We start from the raw sequence: 21,593 nt of genomic DNA on the forward strand, positions 1-21,593 counted from the left end.
CTTTTGCATTTCATCAGAGGATCAGGCCGCCTTGGCTTCCGGCTGGCTCAGCGAGCGGTTCAGCGCGCTGAACAGGGCCTTGAAGCTGGCGGTGGTGATGTTTTCGTCAATGCCTACGCCGTGCACCGCACGCTCACCGTTGACCCGCAGTTCGATATACGCCGCAGCCTTGGCATTGGTGCCGGCGCCGATGGCGTGTTCGTTGTAGTCCATGATCTCCACTGGAATCGGCAACCCGGCCACCAGCGCCTCCAGTGCGCCGTTGCCCTTGCCGCGCCAGTGCAGGTTGGTTTCGCCCTGGCCCTTGCTGGCCACTTCCACTTCCACGGCGCTGTTGCCGTTTTCTTCCTGCAGGCGATGGCTGACCAGCGCGTACGGAGTGTTGGCTTGCAGGTATTCGCGTTGCAGCAGGCTGTGGATCTGCTGGGCGGTCATTTCCAGGCCCAGGCGATCGGTCTCGCGCTGTACCACCTGGCTGAATTCGATCTGCATGCGGCGCGGCAGGCTGATGCCGTACTCCTGCTCCAGCAGGTAGGCGATGCCGCCCTTGCCGGACTGGCTGTTGACCCGAATCACTGCCTCGTAGCTGCGGCCAATGTCGGCCGGGTCGATCGGCAGGTACGGCACTTCCCACAGCCCATCGGATTTCTGCTGCGCGAAACCTTTGCGGATGGCGTCCTGGTGCGAGCCGGAGAACGCGGTGTGAACCAGGTCGCCCACGTACGGATGACGCGGGTGCACCGGGATCTGGTTGCACTCTTCGACCACTTTGCGCACGCCGTCGATGTCGGAGAAATCCAGCTCAGGGTCGATGCCCTGGGTGTAGAGGTTCAGTGCTACGGTCACCAGGTCGACGTTGCCGGTGCGCTCGCCGTTGCCGAACAGGCAGCCTTCGACACGGTCGGCGCCAGCCATCAGGCCCAGCTCGGTGGCCGCGACGCCAGTGCCACGGTCGTTGTGGGTGTGCAGGCTGATGATCACGCTGTCACGACGGGTGATGTTGCGACCGAACCATTCAATCTGGTCGGCGTAGATGTTCGGGGTGGCGACTTCCACGGTGGCCGGCAGGTTGAGGATCACCTTGCGCTCAGGCGTCGGGTTCCACACTTCGATCACCGCGTCGCAGACTTCCTTGGCGAACTCCAGCTCGGTGGCGCTGAAGGTTTCTGGCGAGTACTCGAACTGCCACTGGGTTTCTGGCTGCTGCGCGGCGTATTTGACGAACAGCTTGGCCGCGTTCACCGCGATTTCCTTCACGCCTTCCTTGTCCTGGTTGAACACGATGCGGCGGAACGACGGGCTGGTGGCGTTGTACAGGTGGACGATGGCTTTTTTCGCCCCGCGCAGGGATTCGAAGGTACGGGCGATCAGGTCTTCACGAGCCTGGGTCAACACCTGGATGGTGGTGTCGTCCGGGATGTGGCCTTCTTCGATGAGGGTGCGCACGAAGTCGAAATCGGTCTGCGAAGCCGCCGGGAACGATGCTTCGATTTCCTTGACGCCCACGGCCACCAGGGTTTTCCAGAAACGCAGTTTTTTCACCGCGTCCATTGGCTCGATCAGCGACTGGTTGCCGTCGCGCAGGTCGGAACTGCACCAGATCGGCGCGGCGGTGATGGTCTTCGACGGCCAGGTGCGATCCGGCAGGTTGATGGTCGGGAAGGCGCGGTATTTGGAAGACGGGTCTTTGAGCATGCTCATCGGAGGAATCCTTATTGTCGTGGCCGGAAAGAGGCGGCCTGCCGGTGGTTCGAATGGGGTTGGCTTCAGAGCCGGAGCGAGGTGCCGCGATTCAGCCCGGCAGTCGTGCGCTGACGAGGCACAGGCTGCGATGCTGGCGAAGCTGGATGAGGGTGTGAGAGGTTTTCATGCCCTCAACCCTAACCGCGTGAGGGGCGGATCGCAAGCAGTCGGGAAAAATTGAGAGAAGTTCTGTTTTTGGAAGGGTTTGCGAGATTTAATCGCGTGTTATTGGGGGATTTGTAGTTTTATTGCGTCGATGTTTGTAGCTCGGCAATCCATGGGGAGGTGGTGATGCTACTCCCGTCATCGCGAGCAAGCTCGCTCCCACAGGTACAGCGGCGTTTTTCAGAACGCCGAATTACCCATGGGGGAGCGAGCCTGTTCGCGAAGAGGCCAGTAGCCTTGCGCAAGGCTCAGGGCTGAAACGCCCCAATAAAAATCGCCGGATCCACCCGCGCATCGTTCAGACTGATGTTCCAGTGCATGTGCGGCCCGGTCGCCCGGCCGGTGGCGCCGACCTTGCCCACCACCGTGCCGCGGGCCAGCTGCTGGCCGACCTTCACGTCGATCTTCGACATGTGGCAGAACATGCTGATGAAGCCTTGGCCGTGATCGACGAATACCGTGTTGCCATTGAAGAAGTAATTGCCGGTGAGGATCACTTTGCCGGCGGCCGGGGTCTTGATCGGCGTGCCGGCGGGCACGGCGAAGTCCAGGCCGGCGTGGGGGTTGCGTTCTTCGCCGTTGAAGAACCGACGCACGCCGAACTTGCTCGACAGCGGGCCGTTGACCGGTTTGTCCAGCAGCAGGTTGCTGGGGATGTTCGGGCTGAAGCTGCGGTAGGCCTTCAGTTGCACGGCCAGTTCGGCGTCGATGCGCTTGAGGTCTGCCGGGTTTGGGTTGACCTGGCGTTTATTCTTCAGGGTGATGTGTTGTTCCGGGTACTTTTTATAGCCGACCACGAACGGCTGGGTGCTGCCGCCACTGCTGATCTGCTGGGTGCCGGGTTGAACTGTCAGCGGGATGCCGACAATCGCCAGCCAGTTGTCCTGCTCCTTGACCACCAGCACCGGTTTGCCCTGATAACTGGCTTTCGGCGCCTTGGCCGCGCTGCCCAGGTCCACCACGGCCACGCCGCCGGGCACCGGTTTGTTCAACAGGCGGCTGATGTAGCTGTCGGCGTGGGCGTTGAAGGTCAGGCACAGCAGGAGCAATGGGGCGAGATATCGCGGCATGAATCAATCCAGTAAAGAAAGGGTGACCGGCGTCAGGTGATTGTCTTCGACCCGCACCAGCAGTTCGCCTTCGCCAAGCTTGGCGGTCAGGCGTTGGCCGGTCTGGGTTTGCCCGGCGCTGCGGATCGCCTGGCCGCGTTCGTCGAGCAAAATGCTGTAGCCCCGGCCAAGGGTCGCCAGGGGGCTGACGATGTGCAACGTCTGCATTTGGTTGTGCAATTGTACCCGGCGCGTCTTCAGGCCTTCGCGCATGGCCCGGGGCAGGCGTTCAGCGAGGCTGTCCAGGCGCTGGCGCAGCAATGCCAGTTGCCGGCCCGGGTGTTGCCCGGCCAGGCGGGTTTCCAGGCGGATCAGCCGTTCGCGGCGGGTATTGAGGCTGCGCTCGAAGGCCCGGCGCATGCGCATGTCCAGGTCGTCGAGGCGTTGGGCTTGCTGGCGCAGGCGTTCACCGGGATGACGCAGGCGGCGGGTGAGGCCTTCGAGGCGTAGTTGATCGCGCATCAGACGGTCGCGCATGCGCATCACTAGCCGGCGATGCAGGCTTTCGACCCGACGTACCAGATCGCCCGCATCCGGGGCCAGTAGCTCGGCGGCGGCGGACGGGGTAGGGGCGCGCACGTCGGCGACGAAATCGCTGATGGACACGTCGGTCTCATGGCCGACGGCGCTGACGATCGGCGTGACGCAGGCATCCACCGCGCGGGCCACGGCCTCTTCGTTGAAGCACCACAAGTCCTCCAGCGAACCGCCGCCGCGGGCCAGGATGAGCGCATCGAAACCCCGGGCATCGGCCAGTTTCAGGGCACGGACGATTTGCGCGGTGGCTTCGCGGCCCTGCACGGCAGTAGGAATCAGGGTCAGGGCGATCTGCGGCGCCCGGCGGCGGAAGACGCTGATGATGTCGCGGATCACTGCGCCGGTGGGCGAGCTGATGATGCCGATGCGTTGCGGATGGGCCGGTAGCGGCACCTTGCGCTCGGCGCTGAACAGGCCTTCGGCGCTGAGCTTTTCCTTCAGGGCATCGAAGGCCAGGCGCAGGGCGCCATCGCCGGCCGGCTCCACGGTGTCGAGGATCAGTTGGTAGTCGCCACGGCCCTCGAACAGCGAGACCTTGCCGCGCACCTTCACCGCCAGCCCGTCTTTCAAGGCCTGGCGTACCCGTGCGGCGTTCTGCCGGAACAGCGCGCAACGCACCTGGGCGCCGCTGTCCTTGAGGGTGAAATACACGTGGCCGGAAGCCGGACGGGCGAGGTTGGAGATCTCGCCTTCGACCCAGATGTTGCTGAATACGTCTTCGAGCAACACCCGAGCACGGCCGTTGAGCTGGCTGACAGTCAGGACCTCGCGGTCCAGGCCCAGTCGGGCAAAGGGATCTTTAATCATGGGCGGCATGATAAGGGCATTCGCCGGTGAATCTCCATGTGTGCAGACAATTAGACCGAGTCGTCTGCATCGCGAGCAGGCTCGCTCCCACACTGGATCTTCGCTGCGACACAGATCCCCTGTGGGAGCGAGCCTGCTCGCGATTGCAATGGGTCAGTCACCACAAATGCTGGATGTGTCGCCCTGGATCTGGCTAAAGTCGCCCGCTTTGTCACCAAGGAAGTCGGCAATGGATCTTCTGTCATGGTTAGGCCAATGGGCATTCGCGCCAACGCAATGGCTGGTGATCGGCCTGGCCATCGCTCTGGCCTACATCGTGTTCGGCATCGCCGGGTTTGGCACGGCGCTGGTGGCCGGGCCGATTCTGCTGCTGTTCATGCCGTTGTCGAAAATCGTGCCGCTTTTAGTGCTGCTGGATTTTGTCGCCGCCTTTGGCAATCTGCTGCCGTCGCGTCGGGACGTCTCCCGGCCGGAGTTGCTGCGGTTGCTGCCTTGCATGGCAGTAGGCTGCACCCTGGGGGTGATTTTCCTGCTCAGCCTCAAGTCCGACCTGTTGCTGTTGTTGATGGGGCTATTCATCAGCGCCTATGCGCTCTACAGCCTGTTGATAAAAAGGCGGCCGGCGCAGTTGTCGGCGCTATGGGCGTTCCCGATGGGCACGGTGGGCGGGATGTTCGGCGCATTGTTCGGCAGCGGCGGCTTTTTATATGCCATCTACCTGAACAGCCGCTTGCCCAAGGAACCGGCCCGTGCCACCCAAAGTGCGCTGATCAGTTGCAGTACCGTGGTGCGTCTGAGTCTGTTCGCCGTCGCGGGTGTGTATGCCGAGCTACCCTTGCTGGTACTGGCGCTGTGTTTGTTGCCGGCCATGGCGCTGGGGCTGTGGGTAGGGCGTCGCTTGACCATGAAGATGTCGCGAGAGGCGTTCGTGCGGTTGGTCACCTGGCTGGTGCTTGCCAGCGGCCTCGCATTGATCGGGCGCTACCTGAGTGCTTGACCTGGCCCCACCAGGGATTAAGCTGCCGGCCTTTGATCAGACCCTGCCAGGGGAATAGCCAGGCCTCGCCATGAACTCGCAAAGCATCATCGTCCCGAAAATTTCCACCTTGCCAGTCCACGAGCCTCGGGCCCGGGCGATTGTGCGCTGGCTGGTGCGCAAGAATATCGTCGAAGAACAACTGACCACCTGCGGGCGCACCGGCAATCGCATGGCCCACGCCATCGCCCCTGGTGCCCGCGACGTGGTCATGCACCCCGAAGCCTTGCCGTTTGGCGAAGCGATCAATGGCCTGGAAATCATCACCAAGCGCTGCATCTACACCCCGGCCAAAGGCTTTCTGGAGGAAGCGGGTTGCGCCGAGTGCCGCAAGGAAATCGGCGAGGCGTTGTTCGAAAGCCTGGAAGACTGGATGCCGGCCCGCACCGACAACTTCACCTGCCCCGAATGTGGCCACGAAGACGACATCAATGGCTTTCTGTTCCTGCAGCCCTGCGGCTTCTCGAATTTGGGTTTCATTTTCAATAATTGGCTGGAAGCGGGTTTCAAGCAGGCATTTCTGGATGAGTTCGCCGATTGGCTGGATCAGCCGGTGAGTTGGGTGAAGGTGGAGCTATAGAGGCGACGCGGTAACCGGTGTGGGAGCGAGCTTGCTCGCGATGGCGGGGTGTCATTCACCTATCTGTAGCTGATCCATCGCTTTCGCGAGCAAGCTCGCTCCCACAGGGAAATGTGTTGGCAGTCAGGCATTGATTTAGCCCATCGATCACCCCGGCAATAATAGACAGAGTTTTACATTGAGCCAGACAGGGTCCATGAGTATAATGGCGCGCTTCCATTTTCCCGCTCGGGAGCCCCCGCGATGCTGCGTATCAGCCAAGAAGCTCTGACCTTCGACGACATTCTCCTAGTGCCCGGTTATTCCGAAGTACTGCCTAACGAAGTCAGTCTCAAAACCCGTCTCACCCGTGGCATCGAACTGAATATACCGTTGGTTTCCGCCGCCATGGACACCGTGACTGAAGCCCGTCTGGCCATTGCCATGGCCCAGGAAGGCGGTATCGGTATCATCCACAAGAACATGACCATCGAACAGCAGGCCGCCGAAGTGCGCAAGGTCAAGCGGTTCGAGGCTGGCGTGGTCAAGGACCCGATCACCATCGAGGCTGACGCCACGGTTCGCGATCTGTTCGAACTGACCCGCATGCACAACATCTCCGGCGTTCCGGTGCTGCACGATGGCGACCTGGTCGGCATCGTCACCTCCCGCGACGTGCGCTTCGAGAACCGCCTGGATGCCACCGTCCGTCAAGTGATGACGCCTAAAGAGCGCCTGGTCACGGTCAAGGAAGGCACCAGCAAGGACGAAGTCCGCGAATTGCTGCACAAGCACCGCATCGAGCGCGTGCTGATCGTCGACGACAAATTCGCCCTCAAGGGCATGATGACCGTCAACGACATCGAAAAAGCCAAGGCTTACCCGCTGGCCAGCAAGGACGACCAGGGGCGTCTGCGTGTAGGCGCTGCGGTCGGCACCGGCAAGGACACCGGTGATCGTGTCGCGGCCCTGGTGACGGCTGGTGTCGATGTGGTGGTGGTCGACACCGCTCACGGCCATTCCAAAGGCGTGATCGACCGCGTTCGTTGGGTCAAGCAGAACTTCCCGGAAGTGCAGGTGATCGGCGGCAACATCGCCACCGGCGCTGCCGCCAAGGCCCTGGCCGAAGCTGGCGCCGACGCAGTCAAGGTCGGTATCGGCCCTGGCTCGATCTGCACCACCCGTATCGTTGCCGGTGTCGGCGTGCCGCAGATCAGCGCCATCGCCAACGTCGCCGCGGCCCTTGAAGGCACTGGCGTGCCGTTGATCGCCGACGGCGGCATCCGGTTCTCCGGTGACCTGTCCAAGGCCATCGTCGCCGGTGCTTCCTGCGTGATGATGGGGTCGATGTTCGCCGGTACTGAAGAGGCGCCGGGCGAGATCGAACTGTTCCAGGGCCGTAGCTACAAGGCCTACCGCGGCATGGGTTCGCTGGGCGCCATGTCCCAGGCCCAGGGCTCTTCCGACCGTTACTTCCAGGACTCCTCCGCGGGTGCCGAGAAGCTGGTGCCGGAAGGTATCGAAGGTCGCGTGCCGTACAAAGGCACCCTGAGCGCCATCATCCATCAACTGATGGGTGGCCTGCGTTCTTCCATGGGCTACACCGGCAGCGCCAACATCGAAGAGATGCGCACCAAGCCGGAATTCGTGCGTATCACCGGTGCCGGCATGGCCGAGTCCCATGTCCACGACGTACAGATCACCAAGGAAGCGCCGAACTACCGAGTAGGTTAAGGCCTCCAGTAAAACGTTAATCACCGGGGCTGTTCATTCAGCCCCGAGTTGTTTCTGATTCACTACATGAGAATGAGTCATGGCCCTCGACATTCACGCTCACCGCATCCTGATCCTCGACTTCGGTTCCCAGTACACCCAACTGATCGCCCGCCGCGTGCGTGAAATCGGCGTGTACTGCGAATTGCATCCGTTCGACATGGATGACGAAGCGATTCGCGAATTCGCGCCTAAAGGCGTCATCCTCGCCGGCGGCCCCGAGTCCGTGCACGAAGCCAACAGCCCGCGCTGCCCGCAAGCGGTGTTCGACCTGGGCGTGCCGGTCTTCGGTATCTGCTACGGCATGCAGACCATGGCTGAACAACTGGGCGGCAAGGTAGAAGGCTCCGACCTGCGTGAGTTCGGTTACGCCCGCGTTGACGTGGTCGGCAAGAGCCGCCTGCTGGACGGCATCGAGGACCATATCGACGCCGACGGCCTGTTCGGCCTCGATGTGTGGATGAGCCACGGTGACAAGGTCACCAAGATGCCGGAAGACTTCCACATCCTGGCCAGCACCCCGAGCTGCCCGATTGCCGGCATGTTCAACGATGACCGCCGTTACTACGGTGTGCAGTTCCACCCGGAAGTGACCCACACCAAGCAAGGTGGCCGGATCCTGTCGCGCTTCATCCTCGACATCTGCGAGTGCGAAGCCCTGTGGACCCCGTCGAAGATCGCTGAAGACGCCATCGCCCAAGTGCGCGCCCAGGTCGGTACCGACAACGTGCTGCTCGGCCTGTCGGGCGGCGTGGACTCCTCGGTGGTCGCCGCGTTGCTGCACAAGGCCATCGGCGACCAGTTGACCTGCGTCTTCGTCGACAACGGCCTGCTGCGTCTGCACGAAGGTGAGCAAGTGATGGCCATGTTCGCCGAGAACATGGGCGTCAAGGTGATCCGCGCCAACGCCGAAGAACAGTTCCTGAACAACCTGGCCGGCGAGTCCGACCCGGAGAAGAAGCGCAAGATCATCGGCCGCACCTTCATCGACGTGTTCGATGCCGAATCCTGCAAGCTGGACAACATCAAGTACCTGGCCCAGGGCACCATCTACCCCGACGTGATCGAGTCCGCCGGCGCCAAGAGCGGCAAGGCCCACGTGATCAAGTCCCACCACAACGTTGGTGGCCTGCCGGAAGAGATGAACCTCAAGCTGGTCGAACCGCTGCGCGAACTGTTCAAGGACGAGGTGCGTCGCCTCGGCCTGGAGCTGGGCCTGCCTTACGACATGGTCTACCGCCACCCATTCCCAGGCCCAGGCCTGGGTGTGCGGATCCTCGGTGAAGTGAAGAAGGAATACGCCGACCTGCTGCGTCGTGCCGACCACATCTTCATCGAAGAACTGCGCAAGGCCGACTGGTACCACAAGGTCAGCCAGGCCTTCGTGGTGTTCCAACCAGTGAAATCCGTTGGTGTGGTTGGCGATGGCCGTCGTTACGCCTGGGTCGTGGCCCTGCGTGCCGTGGAAACCATCGACTTCATGACTGCGCGCTGGGCGCACCTGCCGTACGAGCTGCTGGAGACCGTTTCCGGGCGGATCATCAATGAGATTGAAGGCATCTCTCGCGTGACGTATGACGTGTCGAGCAAGCCGCCGGCGACGATTGAGTGGGAATGAGTCAGGCGTAAATACCGGTACCGCTGAAGGTACCTGTATTGGTTTCGGCACCTGCCTTGATCAAAAGCCCTGTGGATAACTTCCACAGGGCTTTTTTCATTTCTGCAGGCCCATTCCAAGTTTCATCAAGCCTCCAACTGCAATGACATGCCGTGACAGCGTTGGAGGGCTGATGGCGATGCTGGGGAATAGAACAATGGAATTTACCTTTACCTTGAAATATCAGCTTGCTGACGATGGCTGGGCCATGGATGCAGGTCAACGTTGCGAAAGAAGGCCGACGTTTACCTGGAGTGGCTTTCAAAGAGTTGGAAGCTTTAGTTGGGTGAGCGTCTTGGGGCCTGATCGCCCGTACGGTCGAGGCCGCCCGCGCCCATGGCTAATGGGCCGGGCAAGCGCGTGACATCCTGCGTATTCACTCATTCCGGCCGCTCTGGCCAAGGTGTCTGTGCTCAGCAGCTGCGTAAAGTCGTGTTTGAAATTGTGCTTAAATGCCGGCTTCCCCATCGTTGCTCTTGGCTTGTCCACGTTTGTCCGTCGCTCTCTGCAAGTGAATGCGCAATGCTGTCGGCCGCTCGCTAGAAGACTGCAAACTCCCATTCCAAGAACACCGTGCCGACATACTCAGAAACGGTGTCACTGCCATTATGTTCAAACGCATCCTGTCCGCGCTGAGCGGCAAGAAATCCCGTACGTCGACACCTGTTTCTTCTGTGCACGCTGACGCGTCGCCCCCGTCGGACGAGAGTGAGCTGATCACGGTCTACGACAGCTACGGTCGTGAGATGAAGATTACCCGCAACGAGTGGCGCGACAGCGTCTTGCTGCCCAATCTGCAACAGAAGTGGAGCGATGCCGATGAGCTCTACAGCCTGATTATCTCGGGATTGAACGACGGTTTCGTGGCCGATTTGATTCCGGCCGCTGCGCAACTTGTCGCAATCGACAGCAATCCCGAGCGCAGCCACGTGATCCAGGGCATCGTGCTGCTGGAGAACGGCCAGCTCGATGCCGCCGAAACCACGCTGCGTGCGGGGATGGCGAAAGTCGGGGCAACGGGCACCCTGCTGACCAACCTGGCCAAGGTATTCACTGAACGAGGTGAGCAGGCGCTTGCCGATGAGACGCTTTGGCGCGCGGTACAAACCGAACCGAATCTAGAGAATGGCATGCTCTGGTGGGCGGCCATTCAGCGGGAGCGAGCAGGTGAGGAGGGCTATCTGCAAGCACTGCGTACTGTGGCTGCGTTACCGGGCAGCTGGCGGGCGCAGTTGTGGCGGGCGCGGCATTATCTGGAGCACAACGACGTCGAACCGGCGCGAGCCCTCTATGCCGAGGTTCTGGCCGGGGGGCGGTTCGACGGCGGCGCGCTGATGATGATATCGGGCGACTTGGGCAATAACGGCCAGATTCCACTGATCATTGAACTGATCGGGCCTGTCTACGACGAGCACAAGCACGACGCGATGGCGGGTATCAACCTGTTGCGCGCCTATCAGGAACTCGGCAACGCGGATGAAGGCCAGGCGCTGCTCGCCCGCTTGTATGCGCTCGGCTTCATGCCGATCAAAAGCCAGCTCGATCAGTTTGCGCAAGTCTTCGAGCAAATGCGCAAGCAAGATGTACAGGGCGTACCGATCGATCCAGAAAGCCTGAAGTTCACGACGTTAGCGTTAAACCAGCCGATCTGGCACTACGGTCTGCGCAACGCCGATTGGTTCTTCGCGCAGAAACCGGAAGGCGCATCGCAGGTCGGTTTCTTCGCGTTTTCCAAAAGCACAGACGGGGCAGAACGCGCCGAATCGCAACGCGAGGATGAACTGGGGCGCCTCTCGCGCGCCATTCCTCTTTACCTGGCCGAAGCCGTGCACTACTGGAGCGACCATGTAGGCACTTGCTATATCCAAATCGTGGAAGGTGGCGGACCAGTGTTGTCTGGGGCCGAAGCCGACGGCCAGGCGCTCTTCGATATCGTGCCGCCGATGATGAAGTACTTCGTCACCGGCGAAATCGGCTGTTCGGGGGAGGATGACCAAGTCCAGTGGCAGATTGCCCTGAGTCTCTGGGACTGCGCGACCCGCACGAAATCGGCCACCGAAAGCGGCAGCGCGGTGAAGGCAGACCTCGGCGCGCTGGTACTCGATCTTGAGACGCGCTTGCTGGCCGGCGTTGGACTGGGGCGCGAGGCGCCGCTGGATTCGTTCTACCTGCGTCCTACGGCCGAAGTCCTGCCGGTGTACCTGACTGAGCTGGGTCAATCCTTCATGTTGACGCTGCTGGCGAACGGGCATGTGCCCAAATCCTCGATGTGGGGGGAGCGTGCCATGCTCGACTGGCCGCTTAACATGGCCCTCCATTGGCCCACGCTCGAAGTGGCAAAGTTGATGTACATCTGCGGATTGGGCAAAGCCCTCGACTACCAATCGGACGTACTCGCCGAATACAAAGAGCGCAGCCTGCAAATGCTGCGCGAGTTGGAGCAGGCGCGCAGCCCGGCATTGCGCTTGGCGCCGCTGGTATGGAAGGTGTTCGGTATGCAAGCAGAGTTACACGCCTATATTCGGGAATTACCCGCTGATACAAGTCCCGAGCATAAGGCCTGGCTGGATCGAGTCAGCGAGTCATAGAACGCTCTGCACTGGGTGGATTTCACGGTCACCGTCAAGGCGACTGGCGGTACCGGTTGACGGGGGGCATGCCCGAGGGGCGTCCTATACTCACGGGCATCCAGTTACGGCAACAGACCCGCCGCAATAAGGAGCCTGCCATGAATGACATCCAACGACTCGCCGCCTTGCGCATGGTTTTGATCGTTGTCGGCCTGATCGCCGTATTCGCGATCTGGCCGCTGATGAACCTGTGGCCGTCTGGCTGGGCGTGGCACAGCGGCCATTCCCACTATCCGCTGATGATTGTCGGAATCTACGCGACCCTCGGCGTGTTCCTGCTGATGGCGTCGCGCGATCCGATGAAACACCTGAGCCTGATCTGGTTCACGGTATGGTCGAGTATCGTGCATGGCGCGATCATGGCCGTGCAGTCCTTCGACGTCGAGATGGATGGGACCCGCCATATGGGGCACTTACTCGGCGACGTGCCGGCGCTGTTCATCGTCGCGGCGGTGCTGGCGTTTTTTACGCCACGCGCTGACAAGGCACGCTAGCCGCATCGAGCGGGGTGATGGTGTTCCATTCCGGATCCGACCCGCCTAGTGCAAGGTGGCGACGGATCGACGGAACAGCATCAGGCTCATCGTGAGAAAGGTCACCCCCATCACCATGACCGTCAGGAACTCTTTCCAGACGATATCCAGATTCGCCCCTCGAAAAACGATCGCCTGGGTGAAACCTACATAGTGCCGCGAAGGGAAAAACCACGTCACGTACTGGACCCACTGCGGCTGGCTCTCGATCGGCGACATCCCCCCCGACAGCATCATCATCGGCATCACCGTCATGATCATCAAAAGGGCGAACTGCGCCATGGTGCGGGCCAGCGTGCCCAGGAAGATGCCGATCGCCGCCGTGGCGAAGACGTAGATGACCGTTCCAAGCACCAGCAGGCTGCGTGAGCCAGCTATCGGCACATCGAGCAGATCCTCGATCACGAATAAAAGCGAGCAAATGAAGGCGATGACGATCACCAATCCGTTCGCCCAGACCTTGGCGAGCGCAATTTCGAAGGCCGTGAGCGGCATCACCAGCAAGTGCTCGATCGTGCCGTGCTCGCGCTCGCGCAAGAGTGCAGCGCCGGTCAGGATAATGATCAGCATCGACAGTTGGTCGGCAAGGCTGACGACCGCACGGAACCAGGATTGCGTGCCGTTTGGATTGAAGGCGCGGCGGATGACCAGATCGGAGGAGAGCCCCCCGGTATGTTTTATTTCCTGCCGATAGCGGTTGACCTCGTTGGTCACCATGCTCTGAATGTAGCCGGCACCCAGGGATGCCTGCTGGACCGCGGTGGCGTCCACGTTAACTTGAACTTCGACATCGCGTCCCTTGCGTACGTCCGCTTCAAAACGTGGAGCAATGACCACGACAAAAGTGTAGAGACCTTTGTCCATTGCGCGGTCGATATCGGCGGTGCCTATCGTCTTGGGCGCCTGGAAATAAGGCGGATAGAACAGCCCGGCGATCGATCGCGAGAGGCTGGAATGGTCTTCGTCAACGACCGCGACGGCGGCGTTGTTGACGGTCTCGCCGCCACCGGTCGACTGCATATAGATGCTGAAGCCGAAGGACCAGATGATGAACAGGATCATCATCATGTCCTTCGAGAGAATGCGCAGCTCCTTGGTGCCGAGCCAGAATAGGTTGGAGAGGCTACGCACGTTAGTTCTCCTGTTTGCGCAAGAACAGCGCGGATAGCAACAGGAAGACCGGACAAAACAGGGTCAGTGTCAGCAGGTCGGTTGTCATGTCGCTGAAACCAAGCCCCTTGGTGAATGCGCCGACGCTCATATGCATGTAGTAGCTGGTGGGCCACAGCGACCCCATCAGGCGTGCACCGCCTTCCAGCGTCGAGACAGGCTGCATCATCCCGGAGAACTGCATGGTCGGCAGCAACGACAGTATTGCGCCGGCGAATACTGCGGCGACCTGGCTCGAGGTGAAGGTCGAGATGAACAGCCCGTAGCCGGTGGCCGCCGCTACATAGAGAAACGCGCCCAGGGCCAGGGTGAGCGCGTCACCCTTGATCGGAACCTTGAAGAGCAATAACACGGTCGCCGTCATGATGAAAAAGTTGATCATGCCGACGCCGATGTAGGGCAACTGCTTGCCGATGAGAAATTCCAGTCGCGTCGTAGGCGTGGCGTAAAAGTTCGTAATCGTGCCGATCTCCTTTTCGCGAGCGACGCTGACAGCCATCAGGATGGCGAGAAACATCATAAGCAGCATTGCCGGCACTGCCGGCCCGATTGAATAGATGCTCTCGGCGGTCGGGTTGTAACGGTAGCGGACCTCGATGCTGGTGGTCGGGCTTGCGCTCTGTGGGGCGTTGGACTCTCGGTCTCGCTGTTGGGTGAACAGGTTGTGTGCCTGCTCGACATAACCCTCGATGGTGCCGGCGCGGGAGGTGTTGGCGCCATCGATCCAGGCTGCGACCTGCCAGTCCGAGCCGCGTTTTACCAGGCGCCCGAAGTCCGGTGCGATCTCGATGGCCAGGGTAATGTCGTTTGATTTCAGGCGCTGTTGCATCTCATCGGCGCTGTGGATGGGCGTCTTTTCGGTGAAGTACGGCGAGCTTGAGAAGTTCGCCAGATAGGCCCGGCTTTGCGGCGTGTTGTCGTGGTCAAACGCCGCGTAGGTGAGGTTGGTCACGTCGCTGGAGACGCCGAAGCCGAAGATCAACAGCATGATGAAGGAGCCCAGGAACGCGAAGACGAGCCGCACCGGGTCGCGCATCAGCGACAGTGTCTCGCATTTGGCATAGGCGAGGAGGCGTCGCAGCGGCATGAAGTTCGAGCGTCTGGGGGACGAAGTCGCGACGGTCTTGAGGATCTGCCCTTGGGCCGGCGCTGTTTCGGGCGCGTGGGAGGCGCTCTCGGCGTCCTCGATATAGGCGATGAACGCCTCCTCCAGATCGGCGCCGCCTTTTTGGGCGATGACGTTCTGCGGCGTGTCGCAGACCAGGACCCGCCCCGCATGCATCAATGAGATGCGGTCGCAACGCGTCGCCTCGCTCATGAAATGCGTGGAGACGAAGATGGTGACATTGCGGTTTCGCGACAGATCGCCCAGCAGCCTCCAGAACTCGTCACGTGCCTGCGGGTCGACACCCGAAGTGGGTTCATCGAGGATCAGCAACTCGGGATCGTGCACGATCGCCACGGCCAGGGAAAGACGTTGCCGCATCCCCAGCGGCAGCGAATGGGCTCCAGCGTCGGCATAGTCGACAAGACCGACGTCGATCAGGAGTTTGGCGATACGCTCCTTGGCGCGCTCGGCCGGCAGATGAAAAAGGCGGGCATGAAGAAGGAGGTTCTGCTGTACGGTGAGTTCGCCATAGAGTGAGAACGCTTGCGACATGAAGCCGACGCGCTGGCGGATCGACAGGTCGTTGGCGTCGACCGGCTTTCCACAGACCTGGGCCTGCCCTTCGCTCGGCGCCAGCAATCCGGTCAGCATTTTCATGGTCGTGGTCTTGCCGCAGCCGTTCGAACCGAGGAACCCGAAGATTTCTCCGCGCTCGATGGAGAAGCTGACGTGATCGACAGCCGTGAAACTGCCAAAACGGCAAGTCAGGTTGGTCGCGACAATGACCGGGGGCTCGGTGCTCGGTTTGCGCGGCGAAATGACGAGGCGCCCAGAGGTGGACTTTCGTCCCGGTTGCAGGGCGATAAAGACGGATTCGAGGTCTTGTTCACCGGTCTTCTCACGCAACTCATCGGCCGTGCCGCAGGCGAGCACTTTTGCGTGGTCCATCGCGATGAGCCAATCGCAGTAGCTCGCTTCATCCATATAGGCGGTGGAGACGATGACACTCATTGTCGGCCGCTCGCGCCGCAGGTCTGCGATGAGATTCCAGAACTGCCGGCGCGACAGCGGGTCGACCCCGGTCGTCGGCTCGTCGAGAATAAGAAGATCGGGATCGTGAATAAGCGCACAGCACAGGCCGAGCTTCTGCTTCATGCCGCCCGACAGTTTTGCCGCCGGTCGATCAAGAAAGGGCAGCAGGCCGGTCGCGGTCGCCAAGCGCCGAGTACGCGCCTCACATTCCGCCGCGCCCAGACCGAAAAGCGCACCAAAGAAGGCCAGGTTCTCGCGGACGCTGATTTCCTGATAGAGATTCCTGCCCAGCCCTTGCGGCATATAGGCAATACGCGTGCAGACGGAACGCCGATGTCGTGCATTTCCCATGCTGCCGTCGAGCACGGTGACCGTTCCGGCCTGCAGCTTTCGCGCCCCGGCGATCAGCCCCAGAAGTGTGGATTTACCGGCGCCATCAGGGCCGATGACCCCCGCCATCCGACCGCCTGGCACTTGGAGCGACACATCATCGAGCGCGCGAACCTTGCCGTAGCTATGGGTTACGTCGCGGATATCGGCGATCAAGGGTATGCGGGCTGGCATCGTCAAGGCCCCGCATCGACCGGATCATCCTGAATGCGCTTTTGCAGGTAGGCCGGCCAATCGGGTGGGTTCGGATCGAGGCGTACATAGCCGACGCCACGAGCCCCCGTTTTCACCTGTTCGATGTGACGCTCGATGAGGCTTGTCGGTATGCGCAATTTGACCCGGAACATCAGCTTGTCGCGTTCACTGCGGGTTTCGACTTGTTTGGGCGTGAACTGAGCCTCTGGCGATACGAAGCTCACTTTGGCCGGGACGGCGAAATCGGCACCGTCGAACTGAATTCGCCCTTGCGACCCGATTGGCACGCGCATGGCCTGCTCGGAGGGAAGATAGATTTCCATGTAGATCTGCGACAGATCGATCAGCGTCAGGACCTTGCCTCCCGCTGAAAGGACTTCTCCGGGGTTGGCCAGGCGATAAAGAACGCGGCCCCGCACCGGTGCGCGCAGGAGGGTATCGGCGATCTGGGCGTCGACCTGATCGACCAGCGCTTGCGCGGCAGCGACCGACCGTTCGCGGGCTGTCACGGCCCTCTGCGCGGCATCAAGGACTGCGCGCGCGGAGTCGTTTTCACTTTGTGCCTGATCGCGGTCGTCCTGACTGATCGCGCCGGTCTCGACGAGCTTGAGCGCCCGGCCAAGCTTGGCTTTCTTGAGCGCCAGTTCTGCCTGCCGTTGAGTGACAGTCGCCTTCGCCTCGAGCATCGAGGCCTGCTCTGATGCCACATCGGCAGCGTATTTGGCGCGTTGGGCCTGCAGTTCCGTGGTATCGATGCGCGCCAGCACTTGTCCCGCCATGACCAGGTCACCTTCCCGGACGAGCACCTCCTGAATGCGCCCGACCGACTTCGCGGCAATGTCGACTTGGTCGGATTCGATGCGCCCATTCCCTGATACCAGCCCCTCTGGCAGTTTGCCCTGCTGGCCCTTCCACCAGTACCAAGCGCCGCCAGCACCGCCTGCCAGGACTATGACAAGAACGAGAAGGACCTTTGCGGCAACACGCCGCCAAGAAGGTTTTGCATCGTTACTCGGGGTGGTCGTCACGATCAGATCCTTGGGCGCGGAGTGAGCACGTCAAGCGTTTATTGGGCTGTGAGCATGTACCTGTCGAACGGCGAGAAGGAAATCGGACCGCGCGCTTCCATCAAAGGCGTCCTGTGAATAACCAAGTCAGCCTGTTCCTTTGGATGTTGCCCATTAACTGAGGGGCATGGCGTTGATCTTTATCAATCAATTGAGCGCCTACTTGTCGTTGCCGATGGATGCGGAGGGAGATAGTCCTGTGGATATGTTCCCTAAGGTTTTTTTCATTTTTGCAGCCCTTACTGTTTCTCATCTGCGGGTGTATCGTATTCGCCTTTTGCGGGCCCACCGGTCCGTCGCGGATTCAAGAGGTGCTTGCGTTCATGTCCTTTACCCGTCGCCAAATACTCGGTGGCCTGACCGGTCTTGTTGTCGTTGGCGTGGGTGCGGGAGGCGCGTCGCGCTACTGGTTGGGCAAGCGTGCCGATGCCGAGGCCGGTCACGACTATGAATTGATCGCGGCACCCCTGGACGTCGAACTGGTGGCCGGGCACAAGACCCAGGCCTGGGCCTTCGGTCCGTCGGCACCGGGTACCGAATTGCGGGTGCGCCAGGGCGAATGGTTGCGGGTGCGCTTCATCAATCACCTGCCGGTCGCCACCACCATTCACTGGCACGGGATCCGTTTGCCGCTGGAGATGGACGGCGTGCCGTATGTCTCGCAACTGCCGGTGCTGCCGGGTGAGTACTTCGATTACAAATTCCGTGTGCCGGACGCCGGCAGCTATTGGTATCACCCCCACGTCAACAGCAGCGAAGAGCTCGGGCGTGGGTTGGTGGGGCCGCTGATCATCGAGGAGCGCGAGCCCACCGGCTTCAAATACGAGCAGACTCTGAGCCTCAAGAGCTGGCACGTGGATGAGCAGGGCCAGTTCGTGGCCTTCAGCATTCCCCGTGAAGCGGCCCGTGGCGGGACGGCCGGGCGCTTGGCGACCATCAACGGCGTACCAGAAGCGGTGATTGACCTGCCGGCCGGGCAAATCACCCGGGTGCGTTTGCTCAATCTGGACAACACCCTGACCTACCGGATCAATATTCCGGGCGTCGAAGCGCATATCTATGCGCTGGACGGCAACCCCATCGAACCGCGCCCGTTGGGCAAGGAATACTGGCTTGGCCCGGGCATGCGCATTTGCCTGGCGATCAAGGCGCCGCCGGCCGGGGAAGAGCTGTCGTTGCGCAATGGCCCGGTGCGCCTGGGAACGCTGCGTTCGGTGGCCAACACGGATGCGCCGGGCCAATGGCCGCCGGCGCTGCCCGCCAACCCGGTGTCCGAGCCGGACCTGGCCAATGCCGAGAAACTCAACTTCAATTTCGAATGGGTCGGTTCAGTATCGGTCAATGTCGACAACGGCAAGCCGCCGAGCCTGTGGCAGATCAACGGCAAGGCCTGGGACATTACCGACAAGACCTGCGCCGACCGGCCAATCGCTACGCTGAAAAAAGGCCAGAGCTACATTTTCGAATTGAAGAACATGACTCAGTACCAGCATCCGATCCACCTGCATGGCATGAGCTTCAAGGTGATTGCGTCCAACCGGCACAAGGTCATCCCGTATTTCACCGACACCTACCTGCTGGGCAAGAACGAGCGGGCGCAGGTGGCGCTGGTAGCGGATAACCCAGGGGTGTGGATGTTCCATTGCCATGTGATCGACCACATGGAAACCGGCCTGATGGCCGCCATCGAGGTGGCGTGATGCGCCAGATTCGTCCCGCCAGAATCATCGACCGCAGCCGTGACCAGGACTTCATGCGCGAAGCCCTGGCCCTCGCCGCCCAAGGTGCGGCCCTGGGCGAAGTACCGGTGGGCGCGGTGCTGGTGCAGGACGGCGAGATCATTGGGCGCGGCTTCAACTGCCCGATCAGCGGCCACGACCCCAGCGCCCATGCGGAAATGGTCGCCATTCGCGCCGCTGCCCAGGCCGTGAGCAACTATCGCCTGCCCGGCAGTACCCTCTACGTGACGCTGGAGCCGTGCAGCATGTGCGCCGGCCTCATCGTCCACTCGCGCATCGCCCGGGTCGTCTACGGCGCCCTGGAGCCCAAGGCCGGTATCGTCCAGAGCCAGGGGCAGTTTTTCAGTCAGGGATTCCTGAATCACCGGGTGATGTTCGAGGGCGGGGTGTTGGCTGACGAGTGCAGTGCGGTGTTGAGTGAGTTCTTCAAGGCCCGCAGAGCCAAGCCTACAGACTGAACCTGTTGTGGGAGCGAGCTTGCTCGCGATGACGGCCTGACATCCAAGAAAGATGTTGCCTGACAGACCGCTATCGCGAGCAAGCTCGCCCCCACAATGATTTTCAGTGCCTGGAAGGCTTGGGGCTATTTCCGCGCCACTATCACCGCCCGCATCGGCGCCGGCAGCCCTTCGATGGTTTTGCTATGGTCGGCGGGGTCGAGGAAGTCACTCAGCGACTGATACTTCATCCACTCGGTGCTGCGCTGCTCCTGCACGGTGGTCAGGCTTACGTCCACACAACGCACGTCGCTGAACCCGGCGCGGCGCAGCCAGCGTTCCAGGGCCGGTACCGAGGGCAGGAACCACACGTTGCGCATCTGCGCGTAGCGGTCCTCGGGGACCAGCACCTGATGTTCATCGCCCTCGATCACCAGGGTTTCCAACACCAGTTCGCCACCCTTGACCAGGCAGTCCTTGAGGGCCAGCAGATGCTCGATCGGCGAGCGGCGATGGTAGAACACGCCCATGGAAAACACCGTGTCGAAGCCTTCCAGCTCCGGCGGCAAGGCCTCGAACGGAAACGGCAGGTGCCAGGCGTTGGGCTGCGCGAGGTAACGCTGCACGGCCTGGAACTGGCAGAAGAACAGCCAGTTGGGGTCGACGCCGATCACCGTGTCGGCCCCGGCACCCAGCATGCGCCACATGTAGTAACCATTGCCGCAGCCCACGTCGAGGATGCGCTTGCCCTTGAGATCCAGGTGCGGCGCCACCCGCGACCACTTCCAGTCCGAGCGCCATTCGGTGTCCACGTGCACGCCAAACAGGTCGAACGGCCCTTTGCGCCATGGCGACAGGCCCATCAGTGCGGTACGCATCTGGGCACGGGTTTCGTCTGAGCAATCGGTGTCGAGGGTCAGGCCGTTCAGCAGGTCGATTTCGCTGGGTTGCAGCACCGGCAAGGCATCGAGGGCGCTCTGCCAGCGCTCCAGGTCGCCGTGGCCCTTTTCCATTTTGCTGTCGAGTTGCGTCTGCAGCGTCGTGGCCCAATCGGCCAGGGGCGTGCCGGCCAGATGGCGGGCGAGGGGGGATAGATCAATCATGGCAGGGCAATCAACGAGGCGAAGTTAAGACACTGGAACCACGGCACGACTTTCGAGAACCCGGCCGCCAATAGGCGTTCGCGGTGTTCCTCAAGGCTGTCGGGCTTCATGACGTTTTCGATGGCGCTGCGTTTCTGGGCAATTTCCAGCTCGCTGTAGCCGTTGGCGCGTTTGAACGCCACATGCAGGTCGGTGAGCAGCGCATGCTCCTGGGCATCGTTGAAGCGCAGTTTTTCCGACAGGATCAGGGCGCCGCCGGGCAGCAGCGACTGGCGAATGCGGCTCAACAATGCGGTGCGCTGGTCCGGCGCGATGAATTGCAGGGTGAAATTCAGTGCCACCACCGAGGCCGGCTGGAACGTCAGGGCGAGGATGTCGCCTTCGATCACTTCAACGGGCAGCAGCTCCTGGAACATCGAGTCCTGGCCGTTGAGGTATTCGCGGCAGCGCTCGACCATGGCCGCCGAGTTATCCACAGCGATGACACGGCAACCGTCGGTGCGCACATGGCGGCGTAGTGCCTGGGTCACCGCACCCAGGGACGAACCCAGGTCGTAGAGCACGCTGCCCGGCTGGGCGAATTGGGCGGCGAGCACACCGAGGTTTTCGACAATGGTCGGGTAACCCGGCACCGAGCGCTTGATCATGTCCGGAAACACCCGCACCACGTCCTCGTTGAAGGCGAAGTCCGGCACTTGGGCCAGGGGGTGGGCGAATAGGCGATCGGGTTCTTTGCTCACGGCGGTTCCAGCGGCATGGGTGGTGAAAAGGCCGGCATTTTAACCAAAAAACCGGTGGGAGCG

General features: G+C 61.4%; 17 protein-coding genes. 8 read left to right on the plus strand and 9 right to left on the minus strand.

The features are described 5' to 3' along the window. Positions 1-21 precede the first annotated feature (21 nt). The 3 genes from leuA to xseA form a co-directional block, all read right to left on the minus strand. Entirely contained in the window at positions 22-1,701 is a 1,680-nt protein-coding gene (leuA, locus tag SGN16_RS05210; protein WP_335943413.1) for a 2-isopropylmalate synthase, read from the minus strand. 455 nt (positions 1,702-2,156) lie between these two features. After that, the gene (locus tag SGN16_RS05215; RefSeq protein ID WP_109753628.1) at positions 2,157-2,978 is read right to left on the minus strand and encodes a peptidoglycan DD-metalloendopeptidase family protein; all 822 of its coding nucleotides are present in this window, start codon (positions 2,976-2,978) and stop codon (positions 2,157-2,159) included. 3 nt (positions 2,979-2,981) lie between these two features. Then, positions 2,982-4,361: an exodeoxyribonuclease VII large subunit gene (gene xseA, locus SGN16_RS05220; protein ID WP_024616421.1), complete on the minus strand. Its 1,380-nt coding sequence runs from the start codon at positions 4,359-4,361 to the stop codon at positions 2,982-2,984. Between the two features lie 229 nt (positions 4,362-4,590). Between xseA and SGN16_RS05225 the strand changes: the two genes are divergently transcribed. The 4 genes from SGN16_RS05225 (at position 4,591) to guaA (ending at position 9,347) form a co-directional block, all read left to right on the plus strand. Beyond that, complete coding sequence (locus tag SGN16_RS05225; protein WP_335943414.1) at positions 4,591-5,358, plus strand: sulfite exporter TauE/SafE family protein; 768 nt, start codon at positions 4,591-4,593, stop codon at positions 5,356-5,358. A 70-nt stretch (positions 5,359-5,428) separates the two neighbouring features. After that, complete coding sequence (locus SGN16_RS05230; protein ID WP_210642977.1) at positions 5,429-5,977, plus strand: sugar ABC transporter ATPase; 549 nt, start codon at positions 5,429-5,431, stop codon at positions 5,975-5,977. A 243-nt stretch (positions 5,978-6,220) separates the two neighbouring features. Beyond that, positions 6,221-7,690 carry an IMP dehydrogenase gene (gene guaB, locus SGN16_RS05235; protein ID WP_210642978.1) on the plus strand — a complete coding sequence of 490 codons (1,470 nt, stop codon included), beginning with the start codon at positions 6,221-6,223 and terminating at the stop codon, positions 7,688-7,690. A gap of 79 nt (positions 7,691-7,769) precedes the next feature. Beyond that, positions 7,770-9,347, plus strand: coding sequence for a glutamine-hydrolyzing GMP synthase (guaA, locus tag SGN16_RS05240; protein ID WP_210642979.1), 1,578 nt, complete (start codon positions 7,770-7,772; stop codon positions 9,345-9,347). A gap of 1 nt (position 9,348) precedes the next feature. On the opposite strand, the gene SGN16_RS05245 is transcribed toward guaA, so the two are convergent. Further along, entirely contained in the window at positions 9,349-9,651 is a 303-nt protein-coding gene (locus tag SGN16_RS05245) for a hypothetical protein (protein WP_210642980.1), read from the minus strand. Between the two features lie 343 nt (positions 9,652-9,994). Here SGN16_RS05245 and SGN16_RS05250 point away from each other — a divergent pair, with 343 nt between their 5' ends. Then, positions 9,995-11,974, plus strand: coding sequence for a tetratricopeptide repeat protein (locus SGN16_RS05250; protein WP_335943415.1), 1,980 nt, complete (start codon positions 9,995-9,997; stop codon positions 11,972-11,974). Between the two features lie 140 nt (positions 11,975-12,114). Then, positions 12,115-12,510, plus strand: a complete 396-nt coding sequence (locus SGN16_RS05255; protein WP_335943416.1) for a DUF6632 domain-containing protein — start codon at positions 12,115-12,117, stop codon at positions 12,508-12,510. Between the two features lie 45 nt (positions 12,511-12,555). On the opposite strand, the gene SGN16_RS05260 is transcribed toward SGN16_RS05255, so the two are convergent. From SGN16_RS05260 to SGN16_RS05270, 3 genes are read right to left on the minus strand one after another with little or no spacing between them, the layout of a single operon-like run. Then, positions 12,556-13,680 (minus strand): ABC transporter permease, encoded by a 1,125-nt coding sequence (locus SGN16_RS05260; protein ID WP_210642983.1) that lies wholly within the window; start codon positions 13,678-13,680, stop codon positions 12,556-12,558. A gap of 1 nt (position 13,681) precedes the next feature. Further along, positions 13,682-16,423: a ribosome-associated ATPase/putative transporter RbbA gene (gene rbbA / locus SGN16_RS05265; protein ID WP_335943417.1), complete on the minus strand. Its 2,742-nt coding sequence runs from the start codon at positions 16,421-16,423 to the stop codon at positions 13,682-13,684. Positions 16,424-16,425: 2 nt separating this feature from the next. Next, a complete protein-coding gene (locus SGN16_RS05270; RefSeq protein ID WP_210642984.1) occupies positions 16,426-17,472 on the minus strand; it encodes an HlyD family efflux transporter periplasmic adaptor subunit in 1,047 nt (348 codons plus the stop codon). A 362-nt stretch (positions 17,473-17,834) separates the two neighbouring features. On the opposite strand from SGN16_RS05270, the gene SGN16_RS05275 reads away from it, so the two are divergent. Continuing rightward, positions 17,835-19,211 carry a multicopper oxidase family protein gene (locus SGN16_RS05275; RefSeq protein ID WP_335943418.1) on the plus strand — a complete coding sequence of 459 codons (1,377 nt, stop codon included), beginning with the start codon at positions 17,835-17,837 and terminating at the stop codon, positions 19,209-19,211. Then, positions 19,211-19,708: a tRNA adenosine(34) deaminase TadA gene (gene tadA / locus SGN16_RS05280; RefSeq protein ID WP_210642986.1), complete on the plus strand. Its 498-nt coding sequence runs from the start codon at positions 19,211-19,213 to the stop codon at positions 19,706-19,708. The genes SGN16_RS05275 and tadA overlap by 1 nt, the downstream gene beginning before the upstream one ends. Before the next feature lie 125 nt (positions 19,709-19,833). On the opposite strand, the gene cmoB is transcribed toward tadA, so the two are convergent. Then, positions 19,834-20,790, minus strand: coding sequence for a tRNA 5-methoxyuridine(34)/uridine 5-oxyacetic acid(34) synthase CmoB (gene cmoB, locus SGN16_RS05285; RefSeq protein WP_335943419.1), 957 nt, complete (start codon positions 20,788-20,790; stop codon positions 19,834-19,836). Then, positions 20,787-21,530, minus strand: coding sequence for a carboxy-S-adenosyl-L-methionine synthase CmoA (gene cmoA / locus SGN16_RS05290; RefSeq protein ID WP_335943420.1), 744 nt, complete (start codon positions 21,528-21,530; stop codon positions 20,787-20,789). Before cmoA ends, cmoB begins: the two co-directional genes overlap by 4 nt. Positions 21,531-21,593 lie beyond the last annotated feature (63 nt).

Origin of the sequence: Pseudomonas sp. G166, assembly GCF_037027455.2 — a bacterium.
Taxonomy (GTDB): domain Bacteria; phylum Pseudomonadota; class Gammaproteobacteria; order Pseudomonadales; family Pseudomonadaceae; genus Aquipseudomonas.